Annotated in this window: 11 protein-coding genes and 1 pseudogene; 7 read left to right on the plus strand and 5 right to left on the minus strand. The window is 75.9% G+C overall.

The window, feature by feature from the left end:
* Positions 1–21 precede the first annotated feature (21 nt).
* Positions 22–1,002: a YihY/virulence factor BrkB family protein gene (locus PVK37_RS17010; RefSeq protein WP_275028396.1), complete on the minus strand. Its 981-nt coding sequence runs from the start codon at positions 1,000–1,002 to the stop codon at positions 22–24.
* A gap of 147 nt (positions 1,003–1,149) precedes the next feature.
* On the opposite strand from PVK37_RS17010, the gene PVK37_RS17015 reads away from it, so the two are divergent.
* The gene (locus PVK37_RS17015; protein ID WP_275028398.1) at positions 1,150–1,551 is read left to right on the plus strand and encodes a ChaB family protein; all 402 of its coding nucleotides are present in this window, start codon (positions 1,150–1,152) and stop codon (positions 1,549–1,551) included.
* A 56-nt stretch (positions 1,552–1,607) separates the two neighbouring features.
* Here PVK37_RS17015 and PVK37_RS17020 read toward each other — a convergent pair whose 3' ends face one another.
* Positions 1,608–3,041 (minus strand): aldehyde dehydrogenase family protein, encoded by a 1,434-nt coding sequence (locus tag PVK37_RS17020; protein ID WP_275028399.1) that lies wholly within the window; start codon positions 3,039–3,041, stop codon positions 1,608–1,610.
* A gap of 84 nt (positions 3,042–3,125) precedes the next feature.
* Between PVK37_RS17020 and PVK37_RS17025 the strand changes: the two genes are divergently transcribed.
* On the plus strand, positions 3,126–4,745 hold the full coding sequence (locus PVK37_RS17025) for a phytoene desaturase family protein (RefSeq protein ID WP_275028400.1): 1,620 nt from the start codon (positions 3,126–3,128) through the stop codon (positions 4,743–4,745).
* 772 nt (positions 4,746–5,517) lie between these two features.
* On the opposite strand, the pseudogene PVK37_RS17030 reads toward PVK37_RS17025, so the two are convergent.
* The 3 genes and pseudogenes from PVK37_RS17030 to PVK37_RS17040 form a co-directional block, all read right to left on the minus strand.
* Positions 5,518–6,276 (minus strand): annotated as a pseudogene (locus tag PVK37_RS17030) (polyprenol monophosphomannose synthase); the annotation flags it as partial.
* Positions 6,277–6,430: 154 nt separating this feature from the next.
* On the minus strand, positions 6,431–7,432 hold the full coding sequence (locus PVK37_RS17035) for an SDR family oxidoreductase (RefSeq protein WP_275028401.1): 1,002 nt from the start codon (positions 7,430–7,432) through the stop codon (positions 6,431–6,433).
* Positions 7,429–7,857 (minus strand): SRPBCC family protein, encoded by a 429-nt coding sequence (locus PVK37_RS17040; protein WP_341483383.1) that lies wholly within the window; start codon positions 7,855–7,857, stop codon positions 7,429–7,431. Before PVK37_RS17040 ends, PVK37_RS17035 begins: the two co-directional genes overlap by 4 nt.
* 200 nt (positions 7,858–8,057) lie before the next feature.
* On the opposite strand from PVK37_RS17040, the gene PVK37_RS17045 reads away from it, so the two are divergent.
* The 5 genes from PVK37_RS17045 to PVK37_RS17065 are packed head-to-tail and all read left to right on the plus strand — an operon-like array spanning position 8,058 to position 14,206.
* On the plus strand, positions 8,058–9,776 hold the full coding sequence (locus PVK37_RS17045) for an HAD-IIIA family hydrolase (protein ID WP_275028404.1): 1,719 nt from the start codon (positions 8,058–8,060) through the stop codon (positions 9,774–9,776).
* Positions 9,773–10,747: a glycosyltransferase family protein gene (locus PVK37_RS17050; protein ID WP_275028405.1), complete on the plus strand. Its 975-nt coding sequence runs from the start codon at positions 9,773–9,775 to the stop codon at positions 10,745–10,747. The genes PVK37_RS17045 and PVK37_RS17050 overlap by 4 nt, the downstream gene beginning before the upstream one ends.
* Positions 10,732–11,937, plus strand: coding sequence for a glycosyltransferase (locus PVK37_RS17055; RefSeq protein WP_275028406.1), 1,206 nt, complete (start codon positions 10,732–10,734; stop codon positions 11,935–11,937). The genes PVK37_RS17050 and PVK37_RS17055 overlap by 16 nt, the downstream gene beginning before the upstream one ends.
* Positions 11,934–12,752, plus strand: a complete 819-nt coding sequence (locus PVK37_RS17060; RefSeq protein ID WP_275035143.1) for a D-sedoheptulose-7-phosphate isomerase — start codon at positions 11,934–11,936, stop codon at positions 12,750–12,752. The genes PVK37_RS17055 and PVK37_RS17060 overlap by 4 nt, the downstream gene beginning before the upstream one ends.
* Positions 12,749–14,206: a PfkB family carbohydrate kinase gene (locus tag PVK37_RS17065; RefSeq protein ID WP_341483384.1), complete on the plus strand. Its 1,458-nt coding sequence runs from the start codon at positions 12,749–12,751 to the stop codon at positions 14,204–14,206. The genes PVK37_RS17060 and PVK37_RS17065 overlap by 4 nt, the downstream gene beginning before the upstream one ends.
* The last annotated feature ends 10 nt before the right edge of the window (positions 14,207–14,216 follow it).

Raw genomic sequence — 14,216 nt, forward strand, 5'->3', positions numbered from 1 at the left:
CACCGGGCCGGGTGGCCGGGGTCACGGCTCGGCCGGGCGTTTCGGGGTGAGCACCGGCTCGTCGGGGTCCGGCACCCCCGACTGGATCACCCGGCCCCGCTGCACCTCGGCGTTGATCTGCACGCCGAGCATGAGCGCGCAGTTGGAGAGGTACAGCCAGACGAGAAACGCGATGATCGCGCCCAGGCTGCCGTACGTGACGTCGTACGAGCCGAAGTTCGACACGTACAGGCCGAAACCGAAGGAGACCAGCGCCCAGGCCAGCAGCGCCACCGTCCCGCCCACCGTGAGCCAGCGGAACCGGGGCTGCCGCACGTTCGGGGCGATCCAGAACAGCAGCGACAGCAGCACCATCAGGATCATGGCCAGCACCGGCCACTTCAGCACACTCCACGCGGTACGCGGCACGTCACCCAGCCGGAGCAGGTCACCGACCGCGTCGGTCACCGGACCGCTGACGATCAGCCCGGTCGCCACCACGGCCAGCAGCACCAGCGAGACGGCGGCCAGGCCGATCTGCAACGGCCGCAGCCGGTAGAACGGCCGACCCTCCTCGACGCCGTAGATCGCGTTCGACGCCCGGGTGAACGCGCCGATGAAACCGGAGGCTGACCAGAGCGCGCCGAGCAGACCCACGCTGAGCAGCGCCTTCACCCCTCCGCGTTGGTCCACCACGCCCTCGATCACGCCGACCACGCCGTCGTTCGCCACGACCGAGCCCGCGCCGACGTCCCGGGCCAGGTCGAGCAGGGTGTCCACGGTGCGGTCGCCGTCGGAGACCAGACCGACCAGGGCCACCACCACGACGATGGACGGGAACAGCGCGAGCACCCCGTAGTAGGTGAGGGCGGCGGCCCAGTCCGCGCAGTTGTCCTTGACGAAGTTACGGCCACTGCCCACCAGGACACCCCGCCAGGTGGACCAGCTCAACTGGCGCAGTCCGCGCGGCACCGGTAGTTCCTGTGACCGGCCGGTCGCCGTCGGCTCCGTCGTCGTTGCCATGCCCGCTCCCCGCGCCGCCGTTGACCGTGCCCGGTACCCCACCGGGGGTATCGACAAACGCGCGCGTGCTGTTTGCCGGTGCCGGCACGGGGAACGGTCGAACCGAAGCAGTCGACCACGCGTAGTCGACCACGCGAGGAGGACGAGATGCCAGGACGCGAGGTACTGCCCAGCACCGTGCGGCGCTCACCGGACAAGGCGCAGCGGACCTGGGCGAAGACGCACGACTCGGCGGTCGAGACGTACGGCGAGGGGGAGCGGGCGCACCGGACCGCCTTCGCCGCGCTCAAGCACGAGTTCGAGAAGGTGGGCGACCACTGGGAGCCGAAGGGACGCAAGGGCCCGAGCGACACCCAGGCCGCCGGGGGCGGCCCGGCCCGGCGCGCGCCGACCGCCGGCGGGGTGGACGCCAACGCCACCAAGGAGCACCTGATGGAGGTGGCGAAGAAGCTGGACGTCCGGGGCCGGTCCCGGATGACCAAGCCGGAACTGGTCAAGGCCATCCAGAAGGCCAACGACCGGAGCACCCGCCGGGCCCGTGGGGACTGACCGACGCCACCCGTCCGGGGTACCCCGCCGGGGCCCCGGACGGCGTGGCTCTCAGCTCACCAGTGGCCGCCGCCCGGCGCGGCCAGGTGCACCACCTTCGTGGTGGTGAACTCGTCGAGCAGCTCCGGGCCGTACCCGAAACCCTGGCCGCTGCCCCGGCGCGGCTGCGCGGCACCCCCCGGCGCGCCCCCGAACACCGCGTTGACCTTGACCGTGCCGACCGGCAGCTCCCGCCAGGCCCGCTGGGCGTGGCTCATCGACCCGGTCAGCACCGTGGCGGCCAGCCCGTACGGCGAACACGCCGCCCGGGTCAGCGCCTCGTCGAAGGAGTCCACCACCAGCACCGGGGCGACCGGCCCGAACGTCTCCTCACGGACCAGCGGCATCTCGTCGGTGCAGTCGGTGACCACGGTCGGCGGGTAGAACGCGCCCGACCCGTCCGGCAGGATGCCACCGGCACGCAGTCGGGCCCCCGCCGCCACCGCCGCCGTCACCTGGCCGTGCACGTGGTCCCGGTGCCGCCGGTCCACCAGCGGGCCGAGCTCGGTCTCCGGATCCTGCCCCGGACCGACCCGCATCGCCCCGGCCAGGTCCACCAACGCCGCCACCATCTCGCCGGCCACCGCCCGGTGTACGTAGATCCGCTCCACCGCCACACAGATCTGCCCGGCGTTGGCGAACGCGCCCATCGCCGCCTGTCCCGCCGCCCAGGTCGGGTCCACGTCGGCGTCGACGATCAGCGGATCACTGCCGCCGTTCTCCAGCAGCGCCTTCGCGCCGGTCCGGGCACACGCGGCGGCGATCGCCCGCCCGGTGGCGGTGGACCCGACGTGCGCCACCACGTCGACCTCCTGCCCGGCGAGCGCCGCCCCGACCGCCGCGCCCCCGGTGAGCAGGGACAGCACCCCGGCCGGCAGCGCGCTGTCGAGCGCCTTCGCCAGCAGCCAACCCGTCGCCGGCGTCCGTTCGCTCGGCTTGAACACCACCACGTTGCCGGTGACCAGGGCCGCGCCGAGCAGCCCGCAGGCGACCGCCACCGGGTCGTTCCACGGGGTGAGCACCGCGACCACGCCACGCGGCTCCGGGGCCATGAAGTCGACCGCGTCCCGGCCGCCGTGCAGGGTCCGGCCGCCACGCACCGGGGCCAGTTCGGCGTACTGGCGCAGGCTGCCGACCCCGGCGGCCACGCCGCCCCGGGCGTCCGGCAGCGGCTTGCCCATCTCGGCGGTCGTCGCCAGGGCCAGGTCCTCGGCGACCGCCGCCACCGCGTCCGCCGCCCGGTGCAGCGCCGCCGCCCGGTCCGCCGGAGCGGTCGCCGCCCAGCCGGCCGCCGCGCCCCGGGCCGCGCCGACCGCCTTGGCGACCTCGGCCTCAGTCGCCACCGGCACGGTGCTGACCGGGGTACCGTCCGCCGGGTCCGCCACGACGAACTCACCCCCCTCGCCGCCCGCGCCCCACACACCCCCGATGAGCTGCTCAACCCGGTACATGGCGCGCTGGATGCCCGGGTCCGGCCGGGACAAACGCGTTTCGCCCGGTTGTCCGGGGGGTAGCGGGACCGGATGATGTCTCCCATGCTGTCCACCGGGCCCCACACGGAGAGCACGGAGACCGCGGACGCCGTGATCGTCGGCGCCGGCCACAACGGGCTGGTCGCCGCCAACCTGCTCGCCGACGCCGGCTGGGACGTCCTGGTCCTCGAGGCGACCGGCGTGCCGGGCGGGGCGGTCCGCTCCGCCGAGGTCACCGCGCCCGGCTACCTCAGCGACCTCTACAGCTCGTTCTACCCCCTCGGGTACGCCTCGCCGGTGCTGCGCCGGCTCGCCCTCGACCAGCACGGGCTGGCCTGGCGGCACGCCCCCGACGTGCTGGCGCACCTGTTCCCGGACGGTCGGGCGGCGGTGCTCAACCGGGACCCGGACCGCACCGCCGACTCGCTGGACGCGTTCGCCCCCGGCGACGGGAAACGCTGGCTGGCGTCGTACCAGGAGTGGCAGCAGCTGTCCCGGCCGCTGCTGGACGCCCTGTTCACCCCCTTCCCGCCGGTACGCAACGGGCTGGAACTGCTCAACCGGCTGGGGCCGGCGGGCGCGTTGCGGCTGGCCCGACGACTGGTGCTGCCGGTACGCCAACTGGGTGCGGAACTCTTCGCCGGAGCGGGCGGCCCGGCCCTGCTGGCCGGCTGCGCCCTGCACACCGACCTGTCCCCCGACGACGCCGGCTCCGGGGTGTACGGCTGGCTGCTGGCCATGCTCGGCCAGCAGGTCGGCTGGCCGGTGCCGGTCGGCGGGGCCCAGCGGATCACCGACGCCCTGGTGGCCCGGCTACGGTCCCGGGGCGGCCGGATCAGCTACGGCGCGCACGTCGACCGGGTGCTGGTCGCCCGGGGGCGGGCGATGGGCGTCCGGGCGGTCGGCGGGCGGACCTGGCGGGCCCGGCGGGCGGTCCTCGCCGACGTGCCCGCCCCCGCGCTCTACCTGGACCTGGTCGGCCCGGCCTGGTTGCCGCCCCGGCTCGTCGAGGACCTGGCCCACTTCCGGTGGGACGGCTCGACGGTGAAGGTCGACTGGGCGCTGGCCGGCCCGGTGCCCTGGGCCAACCCGGAGGTGGCCGGCGCGGGAACGGTGCACCTCGCCACCGACCTGGACGGTCTGACCCGCTACTCGGCGGCGCTGGCCTGCGGGGAGGTGCCGGCGGACCCGTTCCTGCTGCTGGGGCAGATGACCACCGCCGACCCGGGCCGCTCACCGGCCGGCACCGAGTCGCTGTGGGCGTACACCCACCTGCCGTTCCGGCGGGACTGGCGGGCCGACGACGTGGCCCGGCACGTGGAGCGGATGGAGGACGTCCTGGAGCGGCACGCCCCCGGCTTCCGGGCGCTGGTGCGGGGCCGGCACGTGGCCGGCCCGGCGGACCTGGAGGAACAGAACCCGAGCCTGGTCGGTGGCGCGGTGGGCGGCGGGACGGCCGCCGCCTACCAGCAGCTCTTCCTGCGGCCGGTGCCCGGCCTGGGCCGCCCGGACACCCCGGTCGACCGGCTCTACCTGGCGAGCGCGTCGGCGAACCCGGGCGGCGGCGTGCACGGTGCCCCCGGGGCGAACGCGGCCCGCGCCGCCCTGGCCCGTAACCGGGGGCTCACCGGTGGCCTGTACGCGCGCGCGATCGGCGCGGCGCACCGCACCGTCTACCGCTGATCCCGCCGGGCCCGACCCGGTCGCGGTGACCGGCGGGTGCCGGGCCCCGGTGGCTGGTGTCCCGTCCGGCCGGTGCCGAGTCCCGGCTGGTGTCGAGTCCCGGCTGGTGCCGAGCCGCGCTGGTGTCGAGTCCGGCTGGTGCCGCCGTGCCGGCCGGGCACGGCGGCGGCCTGCCACCGGATCAGCCGTCGGTGCCCTTGGCCGACTCCACGACGGGAGCCGGTGCCGGTTCGGTCGCTGTTCCGGCCTTCGCCGTGGGCTCCGTCTTCGCCTTCGCCCTCGTCCTCGCCTTCGGGGCCGCCTTCGCCTTCGGCTTCGTCGGCCCGGCCGCCTCCGCCGTGGTCGGCTCGGCCGCCTCCGCCGTGGTCGGCTCGGCCGGGTCGGCCAGCTTGCCGCCGTTCACGTTCGCCGGCTCGGCCGGCCCGGCTGCGTTCGGCGCGACGGCGTCGGCGGCGACCGGCTCGGTCGGGCTGGGCTCGGTGCTGGCCGGCGTGGACTCGACGGTCGGGCCGGCCGTGGTGGGAGCCGGGTCCGCTTCGGTGACGACCGGGACCGTTCCGGCACCGGCCGGGGCTGCTGCGGCGGGTGCGGCGACGGCCGGGGTGGCGTCGGCTGCGGCGGGGGCGGACCCGGTGGCGACCGGAGCCGGAACGGCCGCCGTGGCGGGCTCGGTGGCCGTGGTGGGCTCGGTGGCCGTGGTGGGCTCGGTGACAGCCGGGGTGGGCTCGGTGGTGGCCGGCGGCAGCGCGGTCGGGCGGGGGCTGTCGGTGCCGATGTCACGGTGCCGGGTCCGGAGCTTGAACGGCATCAGCGCACTTTCGATCTTCGTGGCCGTGCTCATCTTCGACACACCATCCCGCCGCTCCTCGAAGCGGATCGGCACCTCCAGGATCGTGTGCCTCAACTTGGTGGCGAGGTAGTGCATCTCCACCTGGAAGCTGTACCCATTGGACTGCACCCGCTCCAGCCCGATCGCGCGCAGCGTCTCGGCCCGCCAGATCTTGAACCCGGCGGTCAGGTCGCGGATCCGGACCCGCAGCAGGGTGTGCACGTAGAGGTTCGCCCAGCCGCTGAGCGCCCGCCGGTACAGCGGCCACGCCTCGTCCAGCTCGCCACCGGGCACGTACCGGGAACCGATCACCACGCCGGAGTCGGTGGAGAGCAGCGCGCCGAGCATGCCGGGCAGCGCCTCCGGCGGGTGCGACAGGTCCGCGTCCATCTGGGCGACGTACTCGGCACCGTCGGCCAGCGCCCGGGTGATGCCGTCCACGTACGCCCGGCCCAGCCCCTCCTTGCCCGGACGGTGCACCACCCGGACCCGGTCCGGGTGCTCGATGGCGAGCTTGTCGGCGACCTCGCCGGTGCCGTCGGGGGAGTTGTCGTCGGCGACCAGAACCCGCAACCCGGGCAGGGGCAGGGCGAGGAGCCGCTGCACCAGCACCGGGAGGTTCCCCGCCTCGTTGTAGGTGGGCACCACGACCGTCAGGCGCGCGTCCCGCCACGGCGAGGGTAACTGTACGGGTTCGATCATGACGAGCATCCTCAGTTTGCCGGCAAGTGTCCCTGAAAGGGTAGCCATCCGACCGTGTCGTGCTCTCAGGGCTCCCCGGTGAGCCTTCGGTCGCACTTCCACCGTCCGGCCCGACCGACCGGTACCCAAGGTCGACCGGGGGTGGCACTGCTGGTCAGCGGTGGCGACGGCCCAGACCGCCGAGGGCGAGCGCCACCGCGCCCAGCGCGACGGCGGTGACCGCCGGCTTGTGCGTACCGACCCAGAGGGCCGCCGAGCGGTGCCGGGCCCGGTCGGTGAAGACCCCCTCGGCACCCCGGTCGTGTTCCTGGTCGCCCGGCCGGTCCAGGTTGTCCCGCCAGGTGTGCGGGTCGACCGGGGTGTCGGTCTGCTGGCTGTCGTACCCGTCGCGGGCGAGTTTCCGGTCCAGCAGGCCCGGGAAGAGGATGTTGCCGAGCCGGGCCTGCCAGGTCGGGCCGCCCACGTTCAGCTCCCGTGGCCCCCGGTCGGCGGCCCACCCGATGGCCCGCGCCGCCACCTCGGGGCTGAAGATCGGCGGTACCGGCTGCGGGTGCCGGGGCAGCCGGGTCCGCACCCAGGAGAACTGCGGGGTGTTGATCGCCGGGAGCTGCACCATCGTCAGCTTCACCCCGGGACAGTCGTGCAGCAGCTCGGCCCGGAGCGAGTCGTTGAAGCCCTGGATCGCGTGCTTGCTCGCGCAGTACGCCGACTGCAACGGGATGCCCCGGTACGCCAGCGCCGAGCCGACCTGCACGATCGTGCCCCGGCCCCGGGCCCGCATGTGGTGCAGCGCGGCGAGGGTGCCGTGCACCGTACCCAGATAGTTCACCTCGGTGACCCGGCGGAACTCGGCGGCCGGGATCTCCCAGGCCGGCGCGAAGACCGAGACCATCGCGTTGTTGATCCACACGTCCAGCCCACCCCAGTGGTGGACCACGTCGTCGGCGGCCCGCTGCACCGCCCCGGCGTCGGCCACGTCGAGCTGGTAGGTGCGTACCTCGGCCGCGCCCAGTTCCCGGCAGTCCCGTTCGGCGGCGGCCAGCCCGGCCGCGCCCCGCGCGATCAGCGCCAACCGGGCGCCCCGGCCGGCGTAGTGGCGGGCCAGCGCCCGACCGACCCCGGCGCTCGCCCCGGTGATCACCACGGTCGACGTCATCGCGGGTCCTTCTGCCGGGTGGCGATGTCGGCGAGCCGGTTCAGGGTCTCCTTGTTGCGCTGCTTGAGGACCAGGTCGTTGAGCTTGTTGCGGACCCAGCGCAGCGGGCCGGCGGCGAAGTCCTCGCCCAGCCGGACCCGGGTGCGGTCCGGACCGATCTGTTCCAGGGTGAACACCACCAGCGCCTCACCGGCCGGCCAGAGCCCGGCCCGGATGACCAGCTTGTGCGGCGGTTCGCAGGCGAGCACCGTGGAGGCGTCGGTCAGCGAGAACGGCCACGGCCCGGCCCGGTGGTGCAGTTTCGCGCCGACGGCGGGCCAGGCGTCGTCCACGTCCCGTACGTGGGCCGTGCCGACCACCCAGTCGCTGTACGTCCACCCGTCGGCGAGCACGTCGAAGACCTGCTGCGGGGGTGCCCCGATCACTTTCTCCACAATCGCCACTACGCTCCCATACCCCAGCGCGGGTGCCGGCTAACGGTGGTTAGCTTCTCCGGGCCGACGGGTAAGGTCCGACGACGCGCGGCGGCGGCACCGCCGTGGCGGCGACGTTTACTCCCGCAGGGGTCGGGAACCCGCCCGCCGTGCGAGCGGATCACCAGTCGGATCAGCGCAGGTCAGTCGGGGTGCACCCCGGTGCTGACCCGGCGGGTCCCGGGCCTGTGCCCCGGCTGGCTGTCCCCCGGCTGTTCGACGCGGTGCTGTTCGACCGGGACGGCACGCTGGTCGAGGACGTCCCGTACAACGGCGACCCGGACAAGGTACGGCCGGTGGCCGGCGCCCGGGAGGCGCTGGACCGGTTGCGTGCGGCCGGGCTGCGGCTCGGGGTGGTCACCAACCAGTCGGGCCTGGCGCGTGGCCTGTTCACCGCCGACGACATGCGCCGGGTGCACGCCCGGATCGAGGAGCTGCTCGGCCCGTTCGACACCTGGCAGGTGTGCCCGCACGACGACGGGCACGGCTGCGACTGCCGCAAACCCGACCCCGGGCTGGTCCGGCGGGCCGCCCGGGACCTCGGCACCACCCCGTCCCGCTGCGTGGTGGTGGGGGACATCGGCCGGGACGTGACCGCCGCGCTCGCCGCCGGGGCGACCGGGGTCCTGGTGCCGACCCCGGTGACCCGTACCGAGGAGGTCGCCGCCGCGCCGACCGTCGCCCGGGACCTGCCGGCGGCGGTCGCCGAGATCCTGCGCCGGCAGTCGTCGATCGTGCCGACCGCCCCCCGGCGGGCCGGGACGGTCCTGGTGGTACGGGCCGACTCGGCCGGGGACGTGCTGGTCACCGGGCCGGCGATCCGGGCGGTGGCGGCCGGCGCACGCCGGGTGGTGCTGCTCTGCGGGCCCCGGGGCCGGGCCGCCGCCGCGCTGCTGCCCGGGGTGGACGAGATCGTCGAGTGGCCGCTGCCGTGGATCGACCCGGATCCCGCCCCGGTCGACCGGGCCGGCACCGACCGGCTGCTGGCCCGACTGGCCGCCGTCGGGGCGGACGAGGCGGTGGTGTTCACCTCGTTCCACCAGTCGGCGCTGCCGCTGGCGCTGCTGCTGCGGATGGCCGGGGTCCGGCGGATCAGCGCGATCAGCGACGACTACCCGGGGGCCCTGCTGGACGTGCGGCACCGGGTGCCGGTCGGGGTGCCGGAGGCGGAGCGGGCCCTGTCCCTCGCCGCCGCCGCCGGTTTCGCCCTGCCCAGCGGGGACGAGCCGGCCCTGCGGCTGCGCCGGGACGCGCTGCTGCCGTCGCAGTCCGGCCGGTCCGGTGGTCCGGCGGTCCTGCCCGCGCCCGGCTACCTGGTGGTGCACCCGGGCTCCTCGGCGTCGGCGCGGGCCTGCCCGCCGGAGCTGGCCGCCCGGATCGTCGCCGCGCTCGCCGCCGCCGGTCACCGGGTGGTGGTCACCGGCGGCCCGGGTGAGCGTGAGCTGACCGCCCGGGTGGCCGCCGCCGGCGGCGTCGACCTGGGCGGCCGGACCGACCTGGCCGGGCTGGCCGCCGTCCTCGCCGGTGCCGCGGCGATGGTGGTCGGCAACACCGGCCCCGCCCACCTGGCCGCCGCGCTGGGCGTACCGGTGGTGAGCCTGTTCGCCCCGACGGTGCCGTTCGGGCAGTGGGGGCCGTACCGGGTGCCGACCGTGCGGCTCGGTGACGCGGGCGCGGCCTGCCGGGACACCCGGGCGGCCCGCTGTCCGGTACCCGGTCACCCCTGCCTGGCCGGCGTCGACCCCGCCGAGGTCGTCGAGGCGGTACGCCGGCTCGGTGCCCCGGGCCCGTCGGACCGGCCGGACGGACCCGGGGTGCCGGACCGGCCCGCGGTGCCGGCCCGGCTGCACGTCACCGGGGGTGGCCGGTGAACGTCCTGCTCTGGCATGTGCACGGCTCCTGGACCACCTCGTTCGTGCACGGCAAGCACCGCTACCTGGTGCCGGTCACCCCGGACCGGGGCGCGTACGGGCTGGGCCGGGCGCGCACCTACCGGTGGCCGGACAACGCCGTCGAGGTCACCCCGGACGAGCTGCGCACCGCCGACGTGGACGTGGTGATCCTCCAGCGTCCCGAGGAGTACGAGCTGGCCGGCGACTGGCTGGGTCGCCGGGTCGGCCGGGACGTGCCGGCGATCTACGTCGAGCACAACACCCCCAAGGGCGACGTGCCGAACACCCGGCACCCGATGGCCGACCGCGACGACCTGCTGGTCGCCCACGTCACCCACTTCAACGAGCTGTTCTGGGACACCGGCGGCACCCGGACCACCGTCGTCGAGCACGGCATCGTGCCGCCCGCCGCGACGTACACCGGGGAACTGGACCGGTTGGCCGTGGTGATCAACGAGCCGGTGCGCCGCTGGCGGGTCACCGGCACCGACCTGCTGCCCCGGTTCGCCGAGATCGCCCCGCTGGACGTGTTCGGCATGGGCGTGGCCGGGCTCGCCGACCGGCTGGGCCTGCCGCCGGACCGGCTGACCAGCCACGACGACGTACCGCAGGAACGGATGCACGCCGAACTGGGCCGACGGCGGGCGTACCTGCACCTGTGCCGGTGGACCTCGCTCGGGCTGAGCCTGATCGAGGCGATGAGCATCGGCATGCCGGTGGTGGTGCTGGCCACCACGGAGGCGGTGGCGGCCGTACCGCCGGACGCGGGGGTGCTCGCCACCCGGCTGGACGACCTGCTGGCGGGGGCCGGGCGGTTCGTCGCCGAGCCGGACACCGCCCGGCGGGTGGGTGACGCCGCCCGCGTGGCGGCCGGGGCCCGGTACGGCCTGGACCGATTCCTCGGCGACTGGGACCGGCTGCTGGAGGAGGAAGCATGCGCGTCGCGATGATCTCGGAGCACGCCAGCCCGCTCGCCGTCCTCGGCGGTGAGGACGCCGGCGGGCAGAACACGCACGTCGCGGAGCTGGCCGCCGCGCTCGCCGCCGCCGGCCACGAGGTACGCGTCTACACCCGCCGCGACTCGGTCGCGCTGCCGGTCACCGTCCGCGCCGACGACGGGTACCACGTGGTGCACGTGCCCGCCGGGCCGGCCGAACCGGTCGGCAAGGACACCCTGCTGCCGTACATGCCGGCGTTCGGCGAGTGGCTGGCGCGGCAGTGGCGCGCGGAGTGGACCCCCGAGGTGGCGCACGCGCACTTCTGGATGAGCGGGCTGGCCGCGCTGGCCGCCGGCCGGCGGACCGGGGTGCCGGTGGTGTTGACGTACCACGCGCTGGGGGTGGTCAAGAAACGCCACCAGGGGGACCAGGACACCAGCCCGCCGGGGCGGATCGACTACGAACGCGCCCTCGGCGTGGCCGTCGACCGGGTGATCGTGCAGAGCCGCGACGAGGTGCGGGAACTGGTCGCCACCGGGGTGCCCCGGTCCCGGATGACGGTGATCCCGTCCGGGGTGAACCTGCGGACCTTCACCCCGGTCGGGCCGGTCGCCGCCCGGGACCCCGACCGGCCCCGGGTGCTGACGGTGGGCCGGCTGGTCGAACGCAAGGGCTTCCACGAGGTGATCCGGGCGCTGCCGGCGGTACCGGACGCCGAGTGCGTGGTGGTGGGCGGCCCGCCGGCCGGCCTGGTCGACGACGACCCGCAGGCCCGCCGGCTGCGGGCGCTCGCCGCCTCCTGCGGGGTGGCCGACCGGGTACGCCTGGTCGGCGCGGTGCCCCGCGAGGAGATGGGCGCCTGGTACCGCTCGGCGGACGTGCTGGTCGCCGCGCCCTGGTACGAGCCGTTCGGACTGACCCCGCTGGAGGGGATGGCCTGCGGGGTGCCGGTGGTGGGCAGCGCGGTCGGCGGCATCGTGGACACGGTGGTGGACGGGCTGACCGGTGATCTCGTCCCGCCCCGCGACCCGGCCGCGCTCGGCGCGACGCTGCGGCGGCTGCTGGCCGACCGGGACCGCCGTTTCGCGTACGCCATGGCCGCCCTGGAGCGGGCCCGGAACCGCTACTCCTGGGAACGTACCGCCGCGCAGCTCGTCGACGTGTACGCGGCGGTGCGCCGGCCGACCCGGGTGGTCGCCTGATGGCGGCCCCGACGGTGCTGGAGGCGCACCTGGCCGACCTGGCCGTGGCCCTGCGGGAGTACCGCCGCACGGCGACCCGGCTGGCCCGGTGGGGTGACGAACTGGCCGCCACCCTCACCGGCGGCGGGCGGCTGCTGGTGGCCGGCAACGGGGGCAGCGCCGCCGAGGCCCAGCACCTCACCGCCGAGCTGGTCGGCAAGCTGCGCCACGACCGGCAGCCGCTGTCGGCGATCGCGCTGCACGCGGAGACCAGCGCGGTCACCGCGATCGGCAACGACTACGGCTACCACGAGGTCTTCGCCCGGCAGGTCCGGGCGCACGGCCGACCGGGCGACATCCTGCTGCTGCTGTCCACCAGCGGGGCGAGCGGCAACCTGCTCGAAGCGGCCCGCGCCGGCCGGGAGAGCGGGCTGCGCTGCTGGGCGATGACCGGCCCGGCCCCCAACCCGCTCGCCGACGCCTGCCACGACGTACTGGCCGTCGCCGCCCCGGACAGCCAGATCGTCCAGGAACTGCACCTGGTCTCGGTGCACGTGCTCTGCGAGCACGTCGACCGCGCGGTGCCGCTGCCGGCGGCCGACGGTCACCGGCACCGGCCGGTCACCGCCGCCCGCGCCACCCCGGCCACCGGCGTGCAGGTGCCGCTCGACGGTACGCCCGCCGACGTGGAGCTGCCGCTCGGTGGCACGGCCGCCGACGTGGATCTGCCGGTCGACGGTACGGCCGCCGACGTGGATCTGCCGGTCGACGGTACGGCCGCCGACGTGGCGGTGCCGGTCGACGGCGCGGTCGAGCCGACCCGGGGGGTGGCATGACCGGGCCGGTGGTGGTGGTCGGGGACATCCTGCTGGACCGGGACGTCGAAGGCGTGGTGAACCGGCTCTGCCCGGACTCCCCGGTGCCCGTGCTGGACGAGACCGCGCACGTGGAGCGGCCCGGTGGGGCGGGACTCGCCGCGCTGTTCGCCGCCGGGCAGGGCGTCGAGGTGGCCCTGGTGACCGCGCTGGCCGACGACCCGGCCGGGGCCCGGCTCAGCTCCCTGCTGACCGCCGCCGGGGTGCAGGTGTACGCGCTGCCCCTGGCCGGTGCCACGCCGGAGAAGATCCGGCTGCACGCCCGGGGCCGGGTGCTGCTGCGGCACGACCGGGGCGGGGCGGCGGGACCACCGGGGGAGCCGAGCGAGGCGGTGCTGCGGCTGATCGCCCGCGCGTCGGCCGTACTGGTCAGCGACTACGGCCGGGGGGTGGCCCGGCAGCCCGCGCTGCGGGCCGCGTTGGCCGCGACCGCCGCGCCGGTGGTCTGGGACCCGCACCCGCGCGGCCCGGACGCGGTGCCCGGGGTCCACCTGGCCACCCCGAACGAGGCGGAGGTCCGCGAGCTGGCCGACGCCCCGCCGGGGCCGTCCCGGCTGGCCAGCGCCACCCGGGGCGCGCAGGGGCTGCGCCAGCGGTGGCGGGCCCGCGCGGTGGCGGTCACCCTCGGGGCCGACGGCGCGCTGCTCTGCCACGCCGGATCGACCCCGCTGGTGGTGCCCGCCCCGGGCAACGCGGAGGGGGACACCTGCGGTGCCGGGGACCGGTTCGCGGCGACCGCCAGCATCGCCCTGGCCCGGGGCGCGCTGATCTCCGAGGCGGTGCAGGCCGCGGTGGCCGAGGCGTCGGCGTACGTGGCGGCCGGCGGGGTGGCGCAGGTGCTGCCGGGGCCGGTGACCACGCCGGTACCGGCGGCGTTCAGTGCCGGCGGGGAACGGATCGGCGCGGCGGCGGTCGGCGCGGTGGTCGGCGCGGTCCGGGCGGCCGGCGGCACGGTGGTCGCCACCGGCGGCTGCTTCGACCTGCTGCACGCCGGGCACGTCGCCACCCTCCAGGCCGCCCGCCAGCTCGGCGACTGCCTGGTGGTCTGCGTCAACTCCGACGCCAGCGTCACCGGTCTGAAGGGTCCGCAGCGGCCGGTGGTGCCGCAGGGCGACCGCAGCCGGATGCTGGCCGCGTTGAGCTGCGTCGACGCGGTACTGCTCTTCGACGAGGCGACCCCGCACGCGGTGCTGTCCTGGCTGCGTCCGGACATCTGGGTCAAGGGCGGCGACTACGTCACCGGCGCGGGCGACCACCCGGTGCTGCCGGAGGCCGAGATCCTGCGGCGCTGGGGCGGGCACACCGTGGTCGTGCCGTACCTGGCCGGCCGCTCCACCACCGACCTGATCGCCGCCGCCCGCGCCGCCGACCACCGGAGTACCGACGACCGCCCGACCCCGGAGGGAGCACGATGAGCAGCGGAGC

The organism is Micromonospora cathayae, from assembly GCF_028993575.1.
GTDB lineage: Bacteria > Actinomycetota > Actinomycetes > Mycobacteriales > Micromonosporaceae > Micromonospora > Micromonospora cathayae.

Excerpts from the sequence above, each read along its gene's own strand:
- PVK37_RS17020 (WP_275028399.1), bottom strand. The coding sequence starts at position 3,041 with ATGTACCGGGTTGAGCAGCTCATCGGGGGTGTGTGGGGCGCGGGCGGC.
- PVK37_RS17010 (WP_275028396.1), bottom strand. The coding sequence starts at position 1,002 with ATGGCAACGACGACGGAGCCGACGGCGACCGGCCGGTCACAGGAACTA.
- PVK37_RS17065 (WP_341483384.1), top strand. The coding sequence starts at position 12,749 with ATGACCGGGCCGGTGGTGGTGGTCGGGGACATCCTGCTGGACCGGGAC.
- PVK37_RS17035 (WP_275028401.1), bottom strand. The coding sequence starts at position 7,432 with ATGACGTCGACCGTGGTGATCACCGGGGCGAGCGCCGGGGTCGGTCGG.
- PVK37_RS17025 (WP_275028400.1), top strand. The coding sequence starts at position 3,126 with ATGCTGTCCACCGGGCCCCACACGGAGAGCACGGAGACCGCGGACGCC.
- PVK37_RS17015 (WP_275028398.1), top strand. The coding sequence starts at position 1,150 with ATGCCAGGACGCGAGGTACTGCCCAGCACCGTGCGGCGCTCACCGGAC.
- PVK37_RS17055 (WP_275028406.1), top strand. The coding sequence starts at position 10,732 with ATGCGCGTCGCGATGATCTCGGAGCACGCCAGCCCGCTCGCCGTCCTC.